The 20,585-nt window shown below is 66.3% G+C and carries 20 protein-coding genes and 1 tRNA gene; 14 read left to right on the forward strand and 7 right to left on the reverse strand.

Annotated elements, in window-relative coordinates:
- Positions 1 to 55 precede the first annotated feature (55 nt).
- From ACVCNR_RS10745 to glcF, 6 genes are all read left to right on the forward strand, one after another.
- Positions 56 to 1,330 (forward strand): DUF3422 family protein, encoded by a 1,275-nt coding sequence (locus ACVCNR_RS10745; RefSeq protein ID WP_447075679.1) that lies wholly within the window; start codon positions 56 to 58, stop codon positions 1,328 to 1,330.
- 209 nt (positions 1,331 to 1,539) lie between these two features.
- Positions 1,540 to 3,036 carry an FAD-linked oxidase C-terminal domain-containing protein gene (locus ACVCNR_RS10750; RefSeq protein ID WP_354198215.1) on the forward strand — a complete coding sequence of 499 codons (1,497 nt, stop codon included), beginning with the start codon at positions 1,540 to 1,542 and terminating at the stop codon, positions 3,034 to 3,036.
- Positions 3,036 to 3,617: an ASCH domain-containing protein gene (locus ACVCNR_RS10755; protein WP_447074765.1), complete on the forward strand. Its 582-nt coding sequence runs from the start codon at positions 3,036 to 3,038 to the stop codon at positions 3,615 to 3,617. The genes ACVCNR_RS10750 and ACVCNR_RS10755 overlap by 1 nt, the downstream gene beginning before the upstream one ends.
- Entirely contained in the window at positions 3,614 to 4,855 is a 1,242-nt protein-coding gene (locus ACVCNR_RS10760) for an FAD-binding protein (protein WP_447074766.1), read from the forward strand. The genes ACVCNR_RS10755 and ACVCNR_RS10760 overlap by 4 nt, the downstream gene beginning before the upstream one ends.
- Positions 4,852 to 5,235 carry a DUF4870 family protein gene (locus tag ACVCNR_RS10765; protein WP_447074767.1) on the forward strand — a complete coding sequence of 128 codons (384 nt, stop codon included), beginning with the start codon at positions 4,852 to 4,854 and terminating at the stop codon, positions 5,233 to 5,235. The genes ACVCNR_RS10760 and ACVCNR_RS10765 overlap by 4 nt, the downstream gene beginning before the upstream one ends.
- Positions 5,236 to 5,252: 17 nt before the next feature.
- Complete coding sequence (gene glcF, locus ACVCNR_RS10770; protein ID WP_447074768.1) at positions 5,253 to 6,554, forward strand: glycolate oxidase subunit GlcF; 1,302 nt, start codon at positions 5,253 to 5,255, stop codon at positions 6,552 to 6,554.
- A 102-nt stretch (positions 6,555 to 6,656) separates the two neighbouring features.
- Here the strand turns inward: glcF and ACVCNR_RS10775 are convergent, their stop codons facing one another.
- Positions 6,657 to 7,442 carry a L,D-transpeptidase gene (locus ACVCNR_RS10775; protein WP_447074770.1) on the reverse strand — a complete coding sequence of 262 codons (786 nt, stop codon included), beginning with the start codon at positions 7,440 to 7,442 and terminating at the stop codon, positions 6,657 to 6,659.
- Between the two features lie 206 nt (positions 7,443 to 7,648).
- Between ACVCNR_RS10775 and ACVCNR_RS10780 the strand changes: the two genes are divergently transcribed.
- The 5 genes from ACVCNR_RS10780 to hisG all read left to right on the forward strand — a co-directional run bounded on the left by ACVCNR_RS10780 (position 7,649) and on the right by hisG (position 13,183).
- A complete protein-coding gene (locus ACVCNR_RS10780) occupies positions 7,649 to 8,284 on the forward strand; it encodes a DNA-3-methyladenine glycosylase I (protein ID WP_447074772.1) in 636 nt (211 codons plus the stop codon).
- 409 nt (positions 8,285 to 8,693) lie between these two features.
- Complete coding sequence (locus ACVCNR_RS10785) at positions 8,694 to 9,632, forward strand: transposase (protein WP_447073895.1); 939 nt, start codon at positions 8,694 to 8,696, stop codon at positions 9,630 to 9,632.
- A 197-nt stretch (positions 9,633 to 9,829) separates the two neighbouring features.
- Positions 9,830 to 11,335, forward strand: coding sequence for a histidine--tRNA ligase (gene hisS, locus ACVCNR_RS10790; protein WP_447074774.1), 1,506 nt, complete (start codon positions 9,830 to 9,832; stop codon positions 11,333 to 11,335).
- Between the two features lie 13 nt (positions 11,336 to 11,348).
- Positions 11,349 to 12,473, forward strand: coding sequence for an ATP phosphoribosyltransferase regulatory subunit (locus ACVCNR_RS10795; protein WP_447074775.1), 1,125 nt, complete (start codon positions 11,349 to 11,351; stop codon positions 12,471 to 12,473).
- Positions 12,470 to 13,183, forward strand: coding sequence for an ATP phosphoribosyltransferase (hisG, locus tag ACVCNR_RS10800; RefSeq protein ID WP_447074776.1), 714 nt, complete (start codon positions 12,470 to 12,472; stop codon positions 13,181 to 13,183). Before ACVCNR_RS10795 ends, hisG begins: the two co-directional genes overlap by 4 nt.
- 24 nt (positions 13,184 to 13,207) lie before the next feature.
- Here the strand turns inward: hisG and ACVCNR_RS10805 are convergent, their stop codons facing one another.
- Together ACVCNR_RS10805 and ACVCNR_RS10810 are read right to left on the reverse strand one after the other, a co-directional pair.
- A complete protein-coding gene (locus ACVCNR_RS10805) occupies positions 13,208 to 13,537 on the reverse strand; it encodes a hypothetical protein (RefSeq protein ID WP_354194317.1) in 330 nt (109 codons plus the stop codon).
- A gap of 84 nt (positions 13,538 to 13,621) precedes the next feature.
- Positions 13,622 to 14,767 carry a GGDEF domain-containing protein gene (locus ACVCNR_RS10810; protein ID WP_354194319.1) on the reverse strand — a complete coding sequence of 382 codons (1,146 nt, stop codon included), beginning with the start codon at positions 14,765 to 14,767 and terminating at the stop codon, positions 13,622 to 13,624.
- A gap of 200 nt (positions 14,768 to 14,967) precedes the next feature.
- Between ACVCNR_RS10810 and maiA the strand changes: the two genes are divergently transcribed.
- The 3 genes from maiA to ACVCNR_RS10825 all read left to right on the forward strand — a co-directional run bounded on the left by maiA (position 14,968) and on the right by ACVCNR_RS10825 (position 18,688).
- Complete coding sequence (maiA, locus tag ACVCNR_RS10815; protein ID WP_447074778.1) at positions 14,968 to 15,663, forward strand: maleylacetoacetate isomerase; 696 nt, start codon at positions 14,968 to 14,970, stop codon at positions 15,661 to 15,663.
- A 52-nt stretch (positions 15,664 to 15,715) separates the two neighbouring features.
- Positions 15,716 to 15,964 (forward strand): YdeI/OmpD-associated family protein, encoded by a 249-nt coding sequence (locus ACVCNR_RS10820; RefSeq protein WP_447074780.1) that lies wholly within the window; start codon positions 15,716 to 15,718, stop codon positions 15,962 to 15,964.
- A 153-nt stretch (positions 15,965 to 16,117) separates the two neighbouring features.
- Entirely contained in the window at positions 16,118 to 18,688 is a 2,571-nt protein-coding gene (locus ACVCNR_RS10825; protein ID WP_447074781.1) for a DNA translocase FtsK, read from the forward strand.
- A 209-nt stretch (positions 18,689 to 18,897) separates the two neighbouring features.
- Here ACVCNR_RS10825 and ACVCNR_RS10830 read toward each other — a convergent pair whose 3' ends face one another.
- The 4 genes from ACVCNR_RS10830 to ACVCNR_RS10845 all read right to left on the reverse strand — a co-directional run bounded on the left by ACVCNR_RS10830 (position 18,898) and on the right by ACVCNR_RS10845 (position 20,522).
- Positions 18,898 to 19,131, reverse strand: a complete 234-nt coding sequence (locus tag ACVCNR_RS10830) for a hypothetical protein (protein WP_447074782.1) — start codon at positions 19,129 to 19,131, stop codon at positions 18,898 to 18,900.
- A 136-nt stretch (positions 19,132 to 19,267) separates the two neighbouring features.
- Entirely contained in the window at positions 19,268 to 19,477 is a 210-nt protein-coding gene (locus ACVCNR_RS10835) for a cold-shock protein (protein WP_354194329.1), read from the reverse strand.
- A gap of 425 nt (positions 19,478 to 19,902) precedes the next feature.
- A tRNA-Ala gene (locus ACVCNR_RS10840) sits at positions 19,903 to 19,978 on the reverse strand.
- A 157-nt stretch (positions 19,979 to 20,135) separates the two neighbouring features.
- A complete protein-coding gene (locus ACVCNR_RS10845; protein ID WP_354194331.1) occupies positions 20,136 to 20,522 on the reverse strand; it encodes a TIGR02300 family protein in 387 nt (128 codons plus the stop codon).
- Between the last annotated feature and the right edge of the window lie 63 nt (positions 20,523 to 20,585).

Below are 20,585 nucleotides of genomic sequence, written 5' to 3' on the forward strand. Positions count from 1 at the left end.
CGTGCAGGAAGGTCCGACCGGTTCCGAGTTCGAGCCGCGCCCGACGGGCAGCGTCATGGGCTTCCCCGCGCATGAGGGCAGGCCGGGTGCGCTCGGCGAGGTCCACTCCCGGCCCTATCCGCTGGTCACCACCCCGCGCGTGCTGGTGCAGCTCTCGTTCATGACCGAGGGCGGCTCCGTCGTCGACCAGGCGGTGCTGTCGGAGCTGTCGCGCCGGCTGGGCATCGCCGCGCCCGACCGGCAGGCGCGCCACCACGCCATGAAATGGGGCAAGGGCACGCTGCGCTGGGAGCGGCACACCGAATTCTCCACCTATCTGTGGGAAGGCCCGCTTTCCGAACGCGGCCGCCGGCAGGAGGATTCGCCCTTCGGCAACGGATTCTCGCCGCCCGGCACGGTCATTTCCGGCATCCGCCTGGAAATCCGCAACTGGACGCCGGACAGCGAGAAGCTGATCGACGGCTTCGACCCGACCAGCCTGTGCTATTCGCTGGTCGAGGGCGGCAATGCGGCGATCGTCACCGATTTCCGCCAGGACGGCGACGGGCTCACCCGCATCCTGATCCTCGACCGCGGCCTGACTCCAGCCCGCGCCGGCGCGCTGTCGCATCGCCTCATCGACATCGAGACCTATCGCACGCTTGCCATGCTTGGCCTGCCGCTGGCGCTGTCGCTGTCGGGCCGCGTGCGCCGCATCGAGGATCGGCTGGCCGTCATCACCGGCCAGATGCGCGAGAGCGCCACCCGCGACAGCCAGAAGCTTCTGGCCGACCTCACCGAGCTTGCGGCGGAACTGGAGGCGGACGCTGCCGCGAGCCTCTACCGCTTCGGCGCCAGCCGCGCCTATGACGGCATCGTCACCGAGCGTCTCGGCGCGCTCGACGAGATGGTCGTGCCGGGCCACGAAACCTGGGCCGGTTTCCTGCAACGGCGCATGGCGCCGGCCATGCGCACCTGCCGGTCAGTGGAGGAGCGGCAGGCCAATCTGTCGAGCAAGCTCACCCGCGCCACGACGCTGTTGCGCACCTGGGTCGATGTCGAGGTGGAAAAGCAGAACCGCGACCTGCTCGCCTCCATGAACAACCGCGCCCGCCTCCAGCTTCGTCTGCAGCAGACGGTCGAGGGCCTGTCGGTGGCGGCGGTGTCCTATTATGTGGTCGGCCTCATCGGCTATCTGGCCAAGGGCGGCTCCACCTGGTTCGGCTATGCCGTTGCCCCCGAGGCGGTGACCGCCGCTTCCGTGCCCGTGGCCATTCTTCTGGTATGGTGGGGCGTGCGGCGTGTGCGGCGGCTGCATTCGGAGCCGACAAAACACGCCGGCGCCGATTGAGCCCGGCATAAGGGCGCCGGGTGGTCGAGAGGTTTTCCCCGGCGGTTCGGCAATCCGGCTCCGCATTTTGCCGGCAATCCCCGACCCAGCGGCAGATTGCCGCTGGGCTCATGCCGCCGCGTCCCGTGCGGCTTTCTTGAAATGCACAATTTACAGGCGCCGTCGCAAACTGGTAAAAGCTTTTTACCAGTTGAGGAGGATGAGCGCCGATGTCCGGCCTGGCCATGCCCGAACCCGATGCCGCGACGCTGGCCCGCCGCGCCGAGATCGTCGCCGACCTGCGTTCCATCGTGCCGGGCGAGGGCGTGGTCGAGACGGTCAACGAGATGCGCGCCTTCGAGAGCGACGGGCTGACCGCCTATCGCCAGCTGCCGCTGGTGGTGGTGCTGCCGGAAACCACGCACCAGGTGTCGCGCGTGCTGAAATATTGCAACGAGCGCAATATCCGCGTCGTGCCGCGCGGTTCCGGCACCTCGCTGTCGGGCGGCGCGCTGCCGCTGCAGGATGCGGTCCTGCTGGTCATGAGCCGCTTCAACCGTATTCTCGAGATCGACTATCCCAACCGCGCCGTGGTCGCCCAGCCGGGCGTCACCAATCTCGGCATCACCCATGCGGTCGAATCGGAGGGCTTCTACTATGCGCCCGATCCGTCGTCGCAGATCGCCTGTTCCATCGGCGGCAATGTGGCGGAGAACTCCGGCGGCGTGCACTGCCTGAAATACGGCCTCACCGCCAACAATCTGCTGGGGCTGGAGATGGTGCTGATGAACGGCGAGGTGGTGCGCCTCGGCGGCATGCATCTCGATGCGGAAGGCTACGATCTTCTGGGCGTCATGACCGGCTCGGAGGGGCTGTTGGGCGTCGTCACCGAGGTCACGGTGCGCATCCTGCGCAAGCCGGAGACGGCGCGGGCGCTGCTCATCGGCTTTCCCACCAACGAGCAGGGCGGCCAGTGCGTGGCCGACATCATCGGCGCCGGCATCATTCCCGGCGGCATGGAGATGATGGACCTGCCGGCGATCCGCGCGGCCGAGGATTTTGTCCATGCCGGCTATCCGCTGGATTGCGAGGCACTGCTGATCGTCGAGCTGGACGGCCCGGCGGTGGAGGTCGATCACCTCATCGGCCTCGTCGAGCAGATCGCGATCCGCAACGGCTCCACCTCCTGCCGCATCTCGCAAAGCGAGGAGGAGCGGCTGACCTTCTGGGCCGGCCGCAAGGCGGCGTTTCCCGCCGTGGGGCGCATCTCGCCGGACTATTACTGCATGGACGGCACCATTCCGCGCAAGGAGCTGCCGCGCGTGCTGGCCGGCATGCGCGAGCTTTCCGAACAGTATGGCCTGCGCGTCGCCAATGTCTTCCATGCCGGCGACGGCAATCTGCACCCGCTGATCCTCTATGACGCCAATGTGCCGGGCGAACTGGACAGGGCCGAGGCCTTCGGCGCCGACATATTGCGGCTGTGCGTCAAGGTCGGCGGCGTGCTGACCGGCGAGCACGGGGTGGGCGTGGAGAAGCGCGACCTGATGCCGGAAATGTTCTCGGAAACGGACCTCGACCAGCAGATGCGGGTGAAATGCGCCTTCGATCCGGGCCATTTGCTCAATCCGGGCAAGGTGTTCCCGCAACTGCGCCGCTGCGCCGAGCTCGGCCGCATGCACATCCATCGCGGCCAGATGCCGTTCCCGGACATTCCGAGGTTCTGATGTTGTTCAGGCAAGCTGTTCTGGAAGGAATTGCCGAAGGCCGCATCACGCTTGCCTTCCGCCGCTGGAGCAGGCCGTCCGTCAAGGCGGGTGGTGCCGTCCGCACTGCGGCGGGGGTGGTCCGGATAGGCGCTCTCGAGGTGATCGAACTTGGCGACATTGCGCCGGCGGATGCGCGGAAGGCAGGCTATGACGACCTCGCCGCTCTGGTGCGGGAGCTTGGCGCGGATGGCGAAAAGCCGCTCTACCGGATCGCGCTGGCAGGCATCGAGGCCGACAGGCGCGTGACGCTGCGCAGGCGTGCCGCATTCGATGCGGCCGGGATTGCGGAGCTTGAACAGCGCTTCGCGCGCTGGGAAAAGGCGCGGCCCGGCTATTTCCCCGCGATCCTGAAGGCGATCGGCGACAATCCGGAAGTGCCGGCGGCTGTGCTGGCGGAAAGCTTGAAGGTGGAAAAGCTGCGGTTCAAGCAGGATGTGCGCAAGCTGAAGGAACTCGGCCTTACCGAAAGCCTTGCAACGGGGTACCGGCTTTCCGTGCGAGGCGAGGCGGCCATCAAGCGCCTGGGAATTCGACCATGACCACCTTTGCCTCCACATCTGCCGAAGATGTTCTGGAAGCCGTGCAATGGGCGGTTTCGGAGGAGCAGCCCGTCGAGATCGTCGGCCACGGCTCCAAGCGCGCCATCGGCGGCAGGGTCGAGGCCGGGCATGTGCTCGACCTGTCGGGCCTGTCCGGCATCACGCTCTACGAGCCGGAGGAGCTGATCCTGTCGGCGCGGGCCGGCACGCCGCTGGCCGAGATCGAGGCTGTGGTGGCGGCGCGCGGGCAGGAACTTGCCTTCGAGCCGCTGGACTATGGCCCGCTGCTCGGGCAGGAGGCCGGGCGCGGCACCATTGGCGGCGTGCTGGCGGCCAATCTCAGCGGGCCGCGGCGGCTGAAGGCGGGCGCGGCGCGCGACCATATCCTCGGCATCCATGCCGTTTCCGGGCGGGGCGAGGCGTTCAAGTCCGGCGGCCGGGTGGTCAAGAACGTCACCGGCTATGACCTCTCCAAGGCGCTGGCCAACAGCTGGGGCACGCTGGCGGTCGCCACCGACGTCACCTTCAAGGTGCTGCCGGCGGCAGAGACGGAAACGACCCTGGTCGTTGTCGGCCTGCTCGACGACAATGCCGTGGCGGCGATGTCCCTGGCGCTCGGCTCCAGCGCCGAAGTGTCGGGTGCCGCGCACCTGCCCTATCCGGCGGTCACCCGCGTCGCCGGGGGCGCGCTCGGCAGCGACCCGGCGACCCTGCTGCGCGTCGAGGGCTTCGGACCTTCGGTCGCCTATCGCATCCGGCTGCTGAAGGAGCTTCTGGCCAAGGCCGGGCCGATGCACGAGATCGAAGCGGAAGCCTCGCGCGCGCTGTGGCGCGAAGTCCGCGACTGCCTGCCTTTCGCATCGGTGCCGCACATGCCGGTGTGGCGCGTGTCCATGCCGCCGGCCAACGGCCACCACATGGTGATGGCGCTGCGCATGCAGGCGGCGGTCGAGGCGTTTTACGACTGGCAGGGCGGGCTGATCTGGCTCGCCATGGCGGCGGGCGATCCGGAAGCCGGGCTGGTCCGGTCGCTGGTGAAGAAATGCGGCGGCGGCCATGCCATGCTGGTGCGTGCGACGCCTGAACAGCGCGCCGAAATTCCGACCTTCCAGCCGCAGCCGCCGGCGCTCGCCGCCCTGTCGGCAAGGCTGAAGGCCGAGTTCGATCCGAAGAATATCCTCAATCCGGGGCGGATGGCGTCCGCACCGGTGCGGACAATGGAGGGAGCATCGACATGAGCGATACCAACATGAGGCCGCAACCGCGCCAGACCGATCGCTGGCTGGAACCGGGTCCCACCAATGCGCTGGTGATCTACGTGCTCTATCTGCTCGGCCTGGTGATCGGCATCAGCGCGCTGGCCGGGCTGGTGATCGCCTATATCAACCGCGGCAAGGCGGGCACCTATGTCGAAAGCCACTATGCTTTCCTGATCCGCACCTTCTGGATCGGGCTGCTTTACGCGCTGGTGTCGGCGGTGCTGTTGATCGTCGGGATCGGCTTCCTGTTGATGCTGGCGGTCGCCGTCTGGTTCATCGCCCGCTGCGTCATCGGCATGCAGGCCTTGCAGCGCGGCGAGCCGGTCCGGCACCCGCAAAGCTGGCTGCTCGGCAACTGACCAAGGACGGAAAGCCCGTGCAAACCCATTTCACCCCCGAGCAGCTTGCCGATCCGCATGTGGCGGAATCGGAAAAGATCCTGCGCAAATGCGTGCATTGCGGCTTCTGCACCGCCACCTGCCCGACCTATGTGACGCTCGGCAACGAGTTGGACAGCCCGCGTGGCCGCATTTATCTCATCAAGGACATGCTGGAGGGCGGCAGGCCGGCCGACCGCGAGATCGTCACCCATATCGACCGCTGCCTGTCCTGCCTGTCGTGCATGACCACATGCCCGTCGGGCGTGAACTATATGCATCTGGTCGACCATGCCCGCGCCCATATCGAGCAGACATACAGGCGCCCGCTGCCGGACCGGCTGATCCGCGCCGTCCTGGCCGCCGTGCTGCCCTATCCTGCCCGCTTTCGCGCGGCGCTGAAGCTGGCGAAGCTCGGCAAGCCCTTCGCCGCCCTGTTCGAGCGCAGTGCGGCGCTGAAGCCGCTGGCGGCGATGCTGAAGCTTGCCCCGGCCAGCGTTCCGCGCGCGTCTTCCGCTGCCTCGCCGGGCGTGCATCAGGGCAGGGGGGTGAAGCGCGGGCGCGTCGCCATCCTCACCGGCTGTGCCCAGCCGGTGCTCGATCCCGGCATCAACGAGGCCACCATCTCGCTGCTCAACCGGCTCGGCGTCGAGGTCGTGGTGCCGCCGGGCGAGGGCTGCTGCGGGGCGCTGGTGCATCATATGGGCCGCGAAAGCGAGGCGCTCGATTTCGCCCGCCGCAATGTCGATGCCTGGACACGCCAGATCGACGAGGGCGGGCTGGATGCCATCGTCATCACCGCCTCCGGCTGCGGCACCACGATCAAGGACTACGGCTACATGCTGCGGCTCGACCCCGCCTATGCCGACAGGGCGGCGCGGGTCTCGGCCTTGGCCAAGGACGTGACCGAATATCTCGACACGCTCGACCTGCCGGAACCGTCGATGAAACCCGGCACGGTGGTCGCCTATCACTCGGCCTGCTCCATGCAGCACGGCCAGAAGATCACGCGCCAACCCAAGGCGCTGCTGGCCAAAGCGGGTTTCGTGGTGAAGGAGCCGCGCGAAGGGCATCTGTGCTGCGGATCGGCCGGCACCTACAACATCATGCAGCCGGAGATTTCGGCAAAGCTGCGCGACCGCAAGGTGAAGAACATCTCGGCCACCGGTGCGGCACTCGTCGCCACCGGCAACATCGGCTGCATCACCCAGATCGCCTCGGCGGCGAAGCTGCCCGTGGTGCATACGGTGGAACTGCTCGACTGGGCCTATGGCGGGGCGCAACCCAGACAGTTGCAGTGAGGTGCCAAAAACAGAAAAGGCAGCACGGCTTTCACCGGCTGCCTTTTCTGCGACTGGCCACGTCCCCCGACACGGCCCGTCCCCCGTTGTTGGGAAAAGCTTCTACATGACAACGACCGTCGCGCCAACAGGCACGCGCTCGTAAAGATTCACCACGTCCTCGTTGCGCATGCGGATGCAGCCCGACGAGACGGCGGCGCCGATCGTCCATGGCTGGTTGGTGCCGTGGATGCGGTAGAGCGTGGAGCCGAGATAGAGCGCGCGCGCGCCGAGCGGATTTTCGATGCCGCCGGCCACGAAAGTCGGCAAATGGCGGCCCTTGGCCTTCTCGCGGGCGATCATCTCCGCCGGCGGGCGCCAGTCGGGCCATTCGCGCTTGGCCGAAACCTTGTGGGTGCCGGCCCATTCGAAGCCCGGCTTGCCGGTGCCGACGCCGTAGCGGCGCGCCTTGCCGTTCTTTTCCACCAGGAAGAGGAAATTGTCGCGCGTATCGATGATGACGGTGCCGGGCTTGTGCTTGCCGTCATAGGCGACGACCTGCGGCAGGTAGATCGGGTTGATCTGCGGACGCACGGCGCGTTTCTGCACCATCCTCGGCGCGGATGCCTGCTGCACACGCGCGGGCTGCGTCTGCACGGCGCGCTGGCGCTGCGGGGCCTGCTTGGTGGCGCGCGGCGCCGGCTGCGTGCGGTAGGCGCGCCGCTGCTCCGGTGCCGCGCGGCGCGCGCTGTCAGGAGCGTGGCCGAGTTGCAGCAGCCACGGCGCCGCGAGGTCCGGGCTGACCCGCACCGGCGGGCGCTCGATATAGCGGTCGTTGGCCAGCGCCGGCGAAAAGCCCATGGAGAACACCCCGGCAAGGCAGGTAAACAGGAAAAGGACTCGTTTCATGTGACGCACTCTTGGAACATGGTCGTCGGCCGGAAACGCTTGTCCGGTCATGACGCGATCCTGTGCGCGAAGGACAACCGAAAGGTGAATCGCCGATGCGTCGAATGCCCATTTGTCAGGAAAGCGTTCGGTATGGTTATCCGGCGGTTCAGGAATCTGGTAAAGCGCCGGTAAACCTGCCGGGAACGTAGCAACGGATGGATCGCATGAGCGGAAATGACGGCATCATCACCGGCCCGGACGGCGTGGACCGCTGCTTCTGGCACGGCAACCTGCCGGACTACATCCACTATCACGACCATGAATGGGGCCGCCCGGTGGCCGATGACCGCCGCCTGTTCGAGAAGATCTGCCTCGAGGGCTTCCAGTCGGGCCTTTCCTGGCTGACCATCCTGCGCAAGCGCGAAAACTTCCGCGAAGCCTTTTCCGGTTTCGATTTCGAGCGGGTGGCCGGGTTCACCGAGGCTGATGTCGAGCGCCTGCTCGGCAATGCCGGCATCGTGCGCCATCGCGGCAAGATCGTCTCCACCATCAACAATGCCCGCCGCGCTCGCGAACTGGCGGATGAGGCCGGCTCGCTGGCCGCATGGTTCTGGAAGTTCGAGCCGGCTCCAGAAGAACGGCCGGCGGTTGTGGACCTCGCCCATCTGCGCGCCAACCCGACCACGGCCGTCTCCACCCGCATCTCGAAGGAACTGAAGAAGCGCGGCTGGAGCTTCGTCGGCCCCACCACGGTCTATGCCTTCATGCAGGCCATGGGCATGGTCAACGACCATATCGAGGGCTGCGCCTGCCGCGCCGAGGTCGAGGCCGAGCGCGCCCGTTTCAGGCGGCCGGGCTGAAAGTGGGGTTTTCGCACTTGGTATGCCTCCTCCCCATAAGGGGCAGTATTCAGATTTGACTGGCGGCTTGAAGCGCCTGTCATCCCGGCCAAGGGAGCGTCAGCGACCGCGAGCCGGGATTCATGCCGGAACTTTCGAACATCACAGAATGGATCCCGGACAGCCTGCCTTCGCTTCGCTGCGGCAGACTTCCGGGATTGTTTGATCGATATCGGGTAGGTTGAGCAGCGAGGCTGCGGGCCTGCAAACCCGCAGCCTCGGCGGCAGGCGACCGGTTCCGGGATCGGGCCGACACCCGACGTCATCAAGGTCTCTGCCGCCTTTGCACCCCCGCTTGGAGAGTTGATCGGGCCTCTGGCACACCACCACGCCCGCAAACAATCCGAAGCCTGCAAAGGATAGCACCGTCATGACCTTCCTGCACCATGCGCCCGTCCGCTGCCTCGGTGTCGATGTCGCCAGGGACCGGCTGGCCGTCGATGACGGCATCACGGCTGCGACTGTCGCCAACAGCCGCGCAGCCATCCGCTCGCTGCTCAGGACCAGCCGCCCCGATCTCGTCGTGTGCGAACCGACGGGCGGCTACGAGTTGCTGCTCCTGGAAGAGTGCCTGAGGGCCGGCATCGCCTGCCACCGCGCCGACACGCTCAGGCTCAAGGCCTTCATCCGCTCCTTCGGAACGCTGGGCAAAAGCGACGCCATCGACGCCGCGCAGATGGCCGCCTATGGACGCGAGCGCTGGACGAAGCTGCCCTTGTGGCAGGCGCCCGACGCCGACGAGAAGCAGATGCAGGCCCTCGTGCGCCGAAGGGCCGACCTGGTCGCATTCAAGGTTGCCGAGCAGAACCGGTCACGGGCACCCGGTGCCAGGGCGATGGCCGCCTCGTTTCGGGCCATGCTCGCAACAATCACCCGGCAGATCGCGGCGCTCGAGCGGGCGATCGCCGCGCTGGTGGCGCAAAACGCGGGCCTGCGCCACCGCGTCGCCATCTGCACCGGCATGAACGGCATCGGCACGGTCAGCGCCGTGACGATCCTCGCCCTGATGCCCGAGCTCGGCCATCTCCAGCGCCGACAGGCCGCAGCGCTGGCCGGCACCGCCCCGCACCCCAACGAGAGCGGCACAGCAAGGGGCCGGCGACGCCAGCGCGGCGGCAGACCGCAGGTCAGGACCGCACTCTTCATGCCGGCCTTGCGCGCCGCAGCCGGACAAGGCGAGTTCGCCGCCTTCTACGCGCGCCTCATCGCCAACGGAAAACCACCGATCCTCGCAATCGCAGCGACCATGCGAAAGATCATCATAACCCTCAACGCAAGGCTCAGAGACAATCAAAACCATCAGAGTTGATGACGATGGAGTGGTTGCCAGGGCAAGTCGGGTCCGCAACCTAAATTGAAGGACGTTGTCCGCAACTGCGTGCCCGATATGCGATGACCCTGAAACCAACCGCCCTTGCCGCTGGGGGCGGCATCGGTTAGGACAGCGCGCGGCGCGGCGAAAGCCCGCCGTGCGACATTTCATGCCCGAACCGCCGAGTACCCATCATGGCCGAACGACCGGAAAAGATGAAAGCGCGTCTGCCGCGCGGCTTTGTTGACCGCAGCGCTGACGATATCCGCGCCGTCGACCGGATGATGGCGAAGATCCGCGAGGTTTACGAGCTTTACGGCTTCGAGCCGGTTGACCAGCCGCTGATCGAGTACACCGACGCGCTGGGCAAGTTCCTGCCCGATCAGGACCGGCCGAACGAGGGCGTCTTCTCCTTCCAGGACGACGACGAGCAATGGCTGTCGCTGCGCTACGACCTGACCGCGCCGATGGCCCGCTTCGTGGCCGAGAATTATGAGCGCCTGCCGAAGCCGTTCCGCTCCTATCGCGCCGGCTGGGTGTTCCGCAACGAGAAGCCGGGTCCGGGGCGCTTCCGCCAGTTCATGCAGTTCGATGCCGATACGGTCGGCACGCCGGGCGTGGCCGCCGATGCCGAGATGGCGATGATGATGGCCGACGTGATGGAAGCGCTGGGCATTGCCCGTGGCGACTACGTCATCCGCGTCAACAACCGCAAGGTTCTGGACGGCGTGCTGGAGGCCATCGGCCTTGGCGGCGACGACAATGCCGGCCGCCGGCTGACCGTGCTGCGCGCCGTCGACAAGCTCGACAAGGTGGGCGCAGACGGCGTGCGCGACCTGCTCGGCAAGGGCCGTCTGGACGAGAGCGGCGACTTCACCAAGGGCGCGGGGCTGGATGAGGCGCAGGCGGATCGCGTGCTGCTCCTGACCTCCTCGACCGGCGACGACCTTGCCGGCGCGCTGGCCGCCATGCGCGATGCCGTCGCCGGCTCGGCGCGCGGTGAGGACGGCGTGCAGGAACTGGCCGACATCGGCGCCATGGTCGCGGCCGCCGGCTATGATGACGGCCGCGTCAAGATCGACCCCTCCGTGGTGCGCGGCCTCGAATATTACACCGGCCCCGTTTACGAGGCCGAACTGCTGGCCGAAATTCCCAACGAGGACGGCAGGATCGTGCGCTTCGGCTCGGTCGGTGGTGGTGGCCGCTATGACGGGCTGGTGTCGCGCTTCCGTGGCGAGCCGGTGCCGGCGACGGGCTTTTCCATCGGCGTTTCGCGCCTGATGACGGCGCTGAAGAACCTCGGCAAGCTCGACATGTCCGATGTCGTCCAGCCGGTCGTGGTGCTGGTCATGGACAAGGACACGGAAAGCCTCGGCCGCTACCAGAAGATGGTGTCGGATCTGCGCCGGGCCGGCATCCGCGCCGAAATGTATCTCGGCGGCGCCGGCATGAAGGCGCAGCTCAAATATGCCGACCGTCGCGGCTGCCCGGTGGCCGTCATCCAGGGCGGCGACGAGCGCGCGAAGGGCGAGGTCCAGATCAAGGACCTGATCGAAGGCGCGCGCATGTCGGCCGAGATTTCGGACAATGCCGAATGGCGCGCCGCGCGTCCCGCGCAGGTCACCGTGCCGGAAGCCGATCTGGTCGCCGAGGTGAAGAAAATCCTCGATGCACAGGCGGCCGACCGGGCCGGCCAATGAGCGAGGAACGGCGATGACATCGCGATCCCCTTCCGTCGCCGGCGACGTAAAGGCGCTGTTCGTCGCCAAAAGCGTCGATCTGGTCGAGGTTGGCGTCTTGCAGCCGGCCGATCCGTTCCTCGACATTGCCGGCGAGGATCTGCGGCGGCGCATCTTCCTCACCGAGAGCGAGACCGGGCAGGCGCTGTGCCTGCGGCCGGAATTCACCATTCCCGTCTGTCTCGACCACATCGCCTCGCAGGCCGGCACGCCGCGCCGCTACGGCTATCTCGGCGAAGTGTTCCGCCAGCATCGCGACGGGTCCAACGAGTTCTTCCAGGCCGGCATCGAAGACCTTGGCGACACGGATACGGCATGCGCCGATGCGCGGCTGGTGGCCGATGCGCATGAACTGCTGGCGAAGGCCGTTCCGGGCGCCGGCCTCAAGGTGACCATCGGCGACCAGTCGGTGTTCGAGGCGGTGCTGGCCGCGCTCGGCCTGCCGCGCGGCTGGCGCATGCGGCTGGCGCGCGCCTTCGGCTCGCATGCCATGCTGGATGCCGCACTTGCCGATCTCGCCAATCCGCCGCGCAACGGCCAGCTTGCCGGGCCTGTGGCGCTGCTCGCCGTCGACGGCGATGCGGAAGGGCTGGCCGATCAGATCGCCAGGGGCATGGAGCAGGCCGGCCTGCCGCTGTCCGCCGGCCGCACGCCGGCCGAGATCGCCCGCCGGCTGATCGAGAAGGTGCAGTTGCGCAGCGTGCGCCTGTCCGACGACGCCTTCACCGCCCTGAAGACCTTTCTGGCCATCGACACGCCGCTCACCGGGGCGACGGCCGCGCTGCGCGGTTTCGCCGCCGATGCCGGGCTGGAGCTTGGTGGTGCGCTCGACCTGTTCGCGGCGCGCGCCGAGGCCATTGCCGGCCACGGCCTGGCTTCCGATGTGGTGCGGTACGACGCCGCCTTCGGCCGTCCGCTCGACTATTACACCGGCCTCGTCTTCGAGATCGGCGCCGAAAATGGCGAGGACCGCCCGCTTGCCGGCGGCGGCCGCTATGACCGGCTGCTGACGCTGCTAGGCGCGCGCCAGCCCATCCCCGGTGTCGGCTTCTCTGTCTGGCTCGACCGGGTCGAAGCGCTCAGGGAGGCGCGGGCATGAGCGTGACGCTGGCCATTCCCTCCAAGGGGCGCCTGAAGGAAAAGACGCTGGAAATTCTGGCGCGTGCGGGGCTTGCCGTCAGCCTGCCGGAGGACGACCGCCGCTATCATGCCCATGTCGAGGGGCGCGCCGATATCGAGGTGGTGTTCATGTCGGCCTCCGAGATTTCGGGCGAGATCGGCAGCGGCGGCATCGACCTCGGCGTCACCGGCGAGGATCTGGTGCGCGAGAACCTGGCCGACTGGGAAAGCCGCGCCGAGATCGTGGCGCGGCTCGGCTTCGGCCATGCCGATGTGGTGGTGGCGGTGCCGGACATGTGGCTCGACGTCGATACGATGGCTGACCTCGACGACGTGGCCGCCGATTTCCGCCAGCGCCATGGCCGGCGGCTGCGCATCGCCACCAAATACTGGCGCCTCACGCAGCAGTTCTTTTCCGGCAAGCACGGCATTCAGGTCTATCGCATCGTCGAAAGCCTCGGCGCCACCGAGGGGGCGCCGGCGGCTGGGTCCGCCGATGTCATCGTCGACATCACCTCGACCGGCTCGACGCTGCGCGCCAACCATCTCAAGGTGCTGGGCGACGGGGTGATCCTGCGCTCGCAGGCCTGCCTGGTGTCCTCGCGCAAGCAACGCCCGGCCACGGACGAAACGCTCATTGGCGAGATCGCCGCCGCCGTCGAGGCCGCCGTGGGCGCGCCGGCCGCGTGAGGCAGAAGGCCCGCTCGTCGGTGGTTATCTACCCTGGATCACGCGGATGAAGCGGGGGCTCTTGGTGCGGAAATCCTCATAGGTGATGCGGCCGCTGGCGATGCCGTTGAAGGCGCGCGTGCAATAGGTGCGCGCCACATTGCTGCGCGGGCTGACATTCATGATCTTGGCCATCTGCGCCTTGCGGGCCGGCGTGGCGCGCGAGGCGCCGCTGTAGCAGCGGTCGATCGCGTCCCGCTTCATGGCCGGGCTGCCGCGCACGATCTCCTGCGCCTGCTTGTAGCTGGATTCGGTGACGCAGCCGCTGAGCATGGCGGTGGCCGCGATGGCCGTAAGCACTGCCGAAATGCGCATCTCGTTTCGTCCTCCTCTGCGAATGCACGGAAAAGTTGCCGCATGGAGGTGGTCCTGTCAAAGCCGGGCTGACTTGCCCCTGCCTCAGGCGACGACCTGAAGCTCGGTCACCACCCGGTCACGGCCGTTGTTCTTGGCCCGGTAGAGCGCCGCGTCCGCCCGCAGGAACACGCTCTCGAAGCCATCGTCCGAGGCGAGCGCGATGGCGATGCCCGCGCTTGCGGTGCTGGCGACGGCGCCATTTTCGGCTTGCAGGGAGCTTGCCGTGAAGGCGGCCCGGATGCGTTCGGCCGTGGCGATGGCGGCCGGCAGCGACGCCCGCCTGATCAGCAGGACGAATTCCTCACCGCCCATGCGTGCGGCGAGGTCGCCGTCCCTCAGGTTCTTGCGAAGCTCCAGCGCGAACTGGCAAAGGATCCGGTCGCCGGCATGATGGCCGTACTGGTCGTTTATCGACTTGAAGCGATCGAGGTCGAAGACGACCACCGCGTCGCCCGGGTTGATCCGGTCGATCGCCAAATTGTCGAACAGGGCGCGCCTGTTCAGGATTCCCGTCAGCGCGTCCGTTCGCGCCTCCAGCCGGTGCCGCCGTGCCGCCCGCGCCTGGTTGAGGCCGATCGAAAGCGCCCCGATGCCGGTTATGCCCGCTATGGACATGATCGCGTTGAAGTTCTCGGCCCAGTTGTTGGGCCGGGCGTCCAGCATCCATTTGCCGTCGCTGAGCAGCACCGCGCCGCAGGCGGCGAAGGACAGGGCGGTGAGCAAATAGAGCAGGGTGATGCCGGAAATCGAAACCGGCGATTCGCTGCGCGTGCCCCAATATTCCCACGCGGTCATCACCAGCATCACGGCCGCGAACAGATTGTAGATGGCGATGCCGATCCCGTCGAGGTCGATGGCGATGAGCGTGGCGACGGGAAGCGCAAGGCCGGCGCACAGGAGGGCGATGGTGCCCCGCCGTGTCTGTTTGCCGACGAACAGCCGGGCGGACACGTAAACCGCGACGAAGCCGATGATCTGCAAGGTGAAGCCGATCACCGAGGCCGGTTTGACGGCGATCGAGATGGTCGAATAGATGACGACGCCGCTGCCCAGCAGCGCCATGCTCAGCATCCAGCCGATGAGGAAGCGATCCATGCGGTTCTGGAGCCATACGCTCAGCATGGTCAGGGCCAGTGCGGTGGCGCAAACGCCGGCAGCGAAGAAAAGCGTGCCCGAATCCATCCCCATGCCGACCGCGCCCCTAGCCGCGACTCCCCATTCCATCACCTCTAGCACATCGAAGCGCATTGTCGGAGAGCGACTGCAAACGAGGTGAATGGAACCTATAAATAATTCTGTGCGGAGACGCTCCATGCCGCCGCGTGCGGGCACTGGAATTGGCCACGGTCGATCTGGTACCTTGCCGGAAACGTCACTGGAAGTCACCCATGGCCCTTTCCGAGATCGCGCCTGTCGACCTTCTCGCCCCCGGAACCGGGCGCCTGCCCGCCTTCACCTTCTACAATTATTTCCGCTCCTCGGCCGCCTACCGGGTGCGCATCGCCCTCAACCTGAAGGGCATCATGCCGGCCCGCACCGTCGATCTCGATATAAGGGTGGGCGAGCAGAAGGCCGAGGAATTCAGCGAGGCGATCCCGCACGGTCTTGTGCCCGCTTTTGCCTGGGAGGGCGGCTCGCTGACCCAGTCGCTGGCCATGATCGAGTGGCTGGATGTGCTGACGCCCGATCGGCCGCGCCTGATCCCCGCCGATCCCGAACAGGCTTCCCATGTGCGGGAGATCGCGCTTGCCATCGCCTGCGACATCCATCCGCTCAACAATCTGCGGGTGCTGAGCTATCTCGGTGGGGAACTGGAGGTTCCGGAAGCGCGCCGCCTGCAATGGTACAGGCACTGGATCGCGGAAGGCTTCACCGCGGTCGAGCGAATCCTGCAACGGCGGCGCGGTGCGGCTGCCTTCGCGCTCGGGGCGCAGCCGACGCTGGCCGATATCTGCATCGTGCCGCAGGTCTTCAACGCACGCCGTTTCGATGCCGACCTGGCGGCGTTTCCCCTCATCGTCGAGGTGGCGGAAAGATGCGAGGCGCTGGACGCCTTCGCCAGGGCCAGGCCGCAGGCCGGCTGATGTGAAGGCCGGGCGTCGAATCCCGGTCGGGGGCAGGTAAGAGGAGGCATGAATGAGCGGTGAAGGACGTCTGAAGCGGCCGTTGCAACCGATGAGCGCTCTGGTGCGCGAAGCGTTGGAGGCGCGTGGTCTGATGGACAAATACGCGGCCCGCCCCGCCTATCAGCGCAACGACTACCTGTCGTGGATCAATTCGGCCAAGCAGGAGGCCACGCGGCAGAAGCGGCTCGACCAGATGCTCGACGAGCTTGAGCGGGGCGGCGTCTATATGCGCATGCAATGGAACGGGCCGGCCGCCTGATCAAGGCCGCCGAAGGCTGACGTGGGCTCAGCAGGCCGCTGCGTGCGACCGGGGACAAACCGCCGATATTCGTCATGGTCCGCCGACTCGGGAAGGACCTGTTAACCATCGCTTCCTATTGCTTGGGGAGCAGTCAAACGGCGAGTCTCGAGTATGTCATCCATGCGTCTTTCCCGGGCCAATTTTTCGGACATGGTTTCGCAGGGCGGCACCCCTGAGCCGCGACCCGAGGCGCCGCGCGGACCGGCGCTGCAGCCGCCCGCGCAGCCGGTGCAGGCGTCCCGCATGGTCGACCTGCACCGCACCGGCACCAGCTATGTGCAGGCGAAGGGCAATGGCGACGTGTTCCCGAATTTCGGCGGCACCGAAGGCGAATTCGCCCGTCCCGACTGGCAGAACTATTTCTTCCTGGCGCCCAATGTGCGCTTCACCCGCACGCCGGATCGCGAGATCAGGAAGCTGCGCGACGAGGATGACGGGCACAGCACGCCGGCGGACGAGGCTGCCGCGCAGCCGGCGGCTGTTGAGCCCGCAACGCCGGCGCCCGTCGTCGCGCCCGTCGTAAAACAAGCAGTTTCCGTGGCGGTCCCGGCATCGGCGAACAATGCCGTGGCCCGGGGGCCGCAAGCGCCGCACTCCGCTCCGCAGCGACCTGTGGCAGCGGCCGCCGTGCCGGCCCGGCCTGCATCGGTTCGCTCCCCTGAAACGCGCCTCGTGCCGGACCGGCGCTGGGCCTATATTTCGGACCATGCCTTCTTCGAGTTCGCGGCCGGGATCGCCGTTGACGTGCCGGCCCGCCCTGCGGTGCCGTTCACGCCGCCGGTGGTCGCGCCCGCCCCCGTTGCCCGGGCGCCTGTCGATCCGCGCGCCTTGCGCAATGCCGACATCACCACGCTCTACCGGGTCATCGAATGCGCCGTGGCCGGCAAGGCCTTCGAGGCGCAGCCGCAGCCGGCAGCGATGCCCGCACCGCAGCCCATTGCCGCGCAGGCGGCGGTAGAGCCCGCGGTCGCCAAGACGGAAACCCGGCCGCAGGAAAGGCAGGTGGCTCCGGTGGCGGCCGCCCCCGAAACCGAAGCGGCGCCCGCCCGCCCGGCCCGCTCGGTCGAGATCACAATGCCGGTCCCACGTGCGCCGACGCCACGCGCGCCGGGGCTTCCGAAAGCCGGCCGCGTGGCGCAGGTTTCGTCCGGGGAGTCCTATGAATTTCCGTCCGAGGAATTGTTGCAGGAGGCGCCGGAGGGACAGGGTTACTACATGTCGCAGGAGCGGCTGGAGCAGAATGCCGACCTGCTTGAGAGCGTTCTGGAGGATTTCGGCATCAAGGGCGAGATCATCCATGTCCGCCCCGGTCCGGTCGTCACCCTCTACGAGTTCGAGCCGGCGCCGGGCGTGAAGTCCTCGCGCGTCATCAATCTGGCCGAAGACATCGCCCGCTCCATGTCGGCCATCTCGGCGCGCGTCGCCGTGGTGCCGGGCCGCAACGTCATCGGCATCGAGTTGCCCAACGAGACGCGCGAGACGGTCTATTTCCGCGAGATGATCGAATCGCAGGATTTCCGCAAGAGCAGCGCCAGGCTGGCGGTGTGCCTGGGCAAGACCATCGGCGGCGAGCCGGTGATCGCGGAACTCGCCAAGATGCCGCATCTGCTGGTCGCCGGCACCACCGGCTCGGGCAAGTCGGTCGCCATCAACACCATGATCCTGTCGCTGCTCTACCGGCTGAAGCCGGAGGAATGCCGCCTCATCATGGTCGATCCCAAGATGCTGGAACTGTCGGTCTATGACGGCATCCCGCATCTTCTGACCCCCGTCGTCACCGATCCCAAGAAGGCGGTGACGGCGCTGAAATGGGCGGTGCGCGAGATGGAGGACCGCTATCGCAAGATGGCGAAGCTCGGCGTGCGCAACATCGACGGCTACAACCAGCGCGCCGCCGCCGCCCGCGACAAGGGTGAGACCGTGGTCATGCAGGTGCAGACCGGCTTCGAGAAGGGCACCGGCGAGCCGCTGTTCGAGGAGCAGGAGATCGACCTGTCGCCGATGCCCTATATCGTCGTCATCGTCGACGAGATGGCCGACCTGATGATGGTCGCCGGCAAGGAGATCGAAGGGGCCATCCAGCGCCTCGCCCAGATGGCGCGCGCCGCCGGCATCCACCTGATCATGGCCACGCAGCGCCCCTCGGTGGACGTCATCACCGGCACCATCAAGGCCAATTTCCCGACCCGCATCTCCTTCCAGGTCACGTCGAAGATCGACAGCCGCACCATTCTGGGCGAGCAGGGCGCGGAACAGCTTCTCGGCCAGGGCGACATGCTGCACATGGCCGGCGGCGGCCGCATCGCCCGCGTGCACGGCCCCTTCGTCTCCGACGACGAGGTCGAGCAGGTCGTCGCACATCTCAAGACGCAGGGCCGTCCCGAATATCTGGAGACGGTCACTGCCGACGAGGACGAGGAGGAGCCGGAGGCTGACGACGGCGCCGTCTTCGACAAGAGCGCCATGGGTTCCGAGGACGGCGACGGCCTGTTCGAGGAGGCGGTGAAGGTGGTGATGCGCGACAAGAAGTGCTCGACCTCCTACATCCAGCGCCGCCTCGGCGTCGGCTACAACCGCGCCGCCTCGCTGGTCGAGCGCATGGAAAAGGAAGGGCTGGTCGGCGCCCCGAACCATGTCGGCAAGCGCGAGATTCTCATGGGCCGTCCCGACCGCGCCGATTGACGCAAATCTTATCGGACCGAAAGCAGGGTCCCGCTTTCGGTCCGATCAAAGCGTCGGATCGTCCTTGTGCGTCCGGAAGGACGCGTGGCGCTCCAAGGGGCAATCTGAAGCGCGTCGCGATCTTTCAGATTCGCTGCCTACGCTTTAAGCTGTTGTTTTTACGCGTGTCGTTATCCCGAAACCGGTTCCCCACTTTCGGGCGACATGCTCTAAGAAGAAACCTTTCGTGCCCGCCGGGGGGCCGAGGTCTTTTCCTTGTTCGTTGCCGCCTCCGCCTCCGCCTCCTGTTCCAGACGGGCAGCTCTCAGGCGCGCCGTCTTGGCGTTTCGCCGCGCGACTTCCGTGTCCATGATCTCGCGGGCGACGCGGGCCGATATGTCCGCCTTGGTTTCCATGCGGGTGAGCTTCGGTACAAAAACAGCATTGACTGCGTCGTGGTCCATTTCGCTACTCCTTTGCACAAACGAAAAAAGGCCGGGTGCACAAATGAAAAAGGCCGGGAAATTCCCGACCTTCTCCGCTTCGCCTCAATGGCCAGTGCCAGTACATCCGTGGTCAAGGACCAGAGGCGATATCCCGTCAGGCAGCCTGAAGGTTCTCGGCGGCGCTCTTGCCGCTGCGATTGTCCTTCACGATGTCGAAGCTGAGCTTCTGGCCCTCGACGATGGAGCGCATGCCGGCGCGTTCGACGGCCGAGATATGGACAAACACGTCCGCCTGGCCATTGCCCAGTTCGATAAAGCCGAAGCCCTTGGTGGTATTGAAGAACTTTACGGTTCCAGTGTTCATGGCGATTTCCTTTCAAATCGGCACAGATTGTCGCCGCTTGGCCGAGTGCCAAACGCCGTAGTCTTTCGAAATTGAGAGGAGAAGATCGTCAGAACGCCGAGGCGCGAAAACAAAGTTCGTCAGCAAGATCGATATGGTAATACATATATTCCAATCATGTTGATTGCAAGGCTTGCCTCAAAGAATTTAATTTCTGAAGGCTTTTCAGCGTTTCGGGGCTGTAATCCTCTGATTGTATATAGTCGGCGAAGGTATAAGTTTGCCGGCCATGAGGCGTGATCCGATCATGGCGCAGCCGGAAGGTCCCGGCCATGCCGTGAAGCGCGGCGACGCTGGCCTTCGGCGCGGATTCTCCGCTTTGCATACCGCTACAGCGGAAAATCGCCGGATCAGGGCGCTTTGGAAATCAAGGCGGTTGGAGAATTTGGTGGAGCCAAGCGGGATCGAACCGCTGACCTCCTGCATGCCATGCAGGCGCTCTCCCAGCTGAGCTATGGCCCCACACCCGGTTTTACGGGCACCGTTTCCGGTGAGGTGATCGGGTCAGCGCGTCGCCGTCCCGATGTGGGCGGCTTCTAGCGCCGCCCGTCGTCAATAGCAAGCCTCTTTGGCCGCTTTTTCATGCCGCGCACATAAAAAATCGCGGCAGGGGGACGGATCAGATTTCGTCTTCCTCGTCGTCACCGACGCCGATCATGTCGGCAACGTCGTCGTCGCCTTCCTCTTCGTCGGCAAGGAAGGTGTCGTCGTCGTCGTCGCCCAGGTCGACATCGTCGTCGTCGCCGAGATCCGGCAGGTCGTCACCCTTCGCCTCGTCGTCGGCTTCTTCGAGGGACACCAGCTCGGCGCCTTCGTCCTCGTTGTCCAGTTCCTTCTCGGCGGTCTCGTCCTCATCCTCGATGATGGAAGACTTGCTGTCCTCGAAATAGGAACGCGGATAGGTCTTGCCCGTATAGGGCGAGACGATCGGATCCTTGTTCAGGTCGTAGAATTTCTGGCCCGTTTCCGGGTCGATACGTTTTGTGCCAAGTTCGGGTTTAGCCACGGCAAGCCTCGTCGAAAAAAGTCTGGTCCCCTTAACGGCTCCCTGCAAGCCTGTCAAAGCCAA

The organism is Aquamicrobium terrae, assembly GCF_052978165.1.

Coding starts and splice junctions, on each gene's coding strand:
- ACVCNR_RS10835 (WP_354194329.1), bottom strand. CDS start 19,477: ATGAACACTGGAACCGTAAAGTTCTTCAATACCACCAAGGGCTTCGGC.
- ACVCNR_RS10765 (WP_447074767.1), top strand. CDS start 4,852: ATGAGCGATACCAACATGAGGCCGCAACCGCGCCAGACCGATCGCTGG.
- ACVCNR_RS10755 (WP_447074765.1), top strand. CDS start 3,036: ATGTTGTTCAGGCAAGCTGTTCTGGAAGGAATTGCCGAAGGCCGCATC.
- ACVCNR_RS10825 (WP_447074781.1), top strand. CDS start 16,118: ATGTCATCCATGCGTCTTTCCCGGGCCAATTTTTCGGACATGGTTTCG.
- ACVCNR_RS10785 (WP_447073895.1), top strand. CDS start 8,694: ATGACCTTCCTGCACCATGCGCCCGTCCGCTGCCTCGGTGTCGATGTC.
- ACVCNR_RS10775 (WP_447074770.1), bottom strand. CDS start 7,442: ATGAAACGAGTCCTTTTCCTGTTTACCTGCCTTGCCGGGGTGTTCTCC.
- ACVCNR_RS10810 (WP_354194319.1), bottom strand. CDS start 14,767: ATGGGGATGGATTCGGGCACGCTTTTCTTCGCTGCCGGCGTTTGCGCC.
- ACVCNR_RS10750 (WP_354198215.1), top strand. CDS start 1,540: ATGTCCGGCCTGGCCATGCCCGAACCCGATGCCGCGACGCTGGCCCGC.
- ACVCNR_RS10760 (WP_447074766.1), top strand. CDS start 3,614: ATGACCACCTTTGCCTCCACATCTGCCGAAGATGTTCTGGAAGCCGTG.
- maiA (WP_447074778.1), top strand. CDS start 14,968: ATGGCCCTTTCCGAGATCGCGCCTGTCGACCTTCTCGCCCCCGGAACC.
- ACVCNR_RS10805 (WP_354194317.1), bottom strand. CDS start 13,537: ATGCGCATTTCGGCAGTGCTTACGGCCATCGCGGCCACCGCCATGCTC.
- ACVCNR_RS10830 (WP_447074782.1), bottom strand. CDS start 19,131: ATGGACCACGACGCAGTCAATGCTGTTTTTGTACCGAAGCTCACCCGC.
- ACVCNR_RS10745 (WP_447075679.1), top strand. CDS start 56: ATGGGCTTCCCCGCGCATGAGGGCAGGCCGGGTGCGCTCGGCGAGGTC.
- ACVCNR_RS10795 (WP_447074775.1), top strand. CDS start 11,349: ATGACATCGCGATCCCCTTCCGTCGCCGGCGACGTAAAGGCGCTGTTC.
- hisG (WP_447074776.1), top strand. CDS start 12,470: ATGAGCGTGACGCTGGCCATTCCCTCCAAGGGGCGCCTGAAGGAAAAG.
- ACVCNR_RS10820 (WP_447074780.1), top strand. CDS start 15,716: ATGAGCGGTGAAGGACGTCTGAAGCGGCCGTTGCAACCGATGAGCGCT.
- hisS (WP_447074774.1), top strand. CDS start 9,830: ATGGCCGAACGACCGGAAAAGATGAAAGCGCGTCTGCCGCGCGGCTTT.
- ACVCNR_RS10780 (WP_447074772.1), top strand. CDS start 7,649: ATGAGCGGAAATGACGGCATCATCACCGGCCCGGACGGCGTGGACCGC.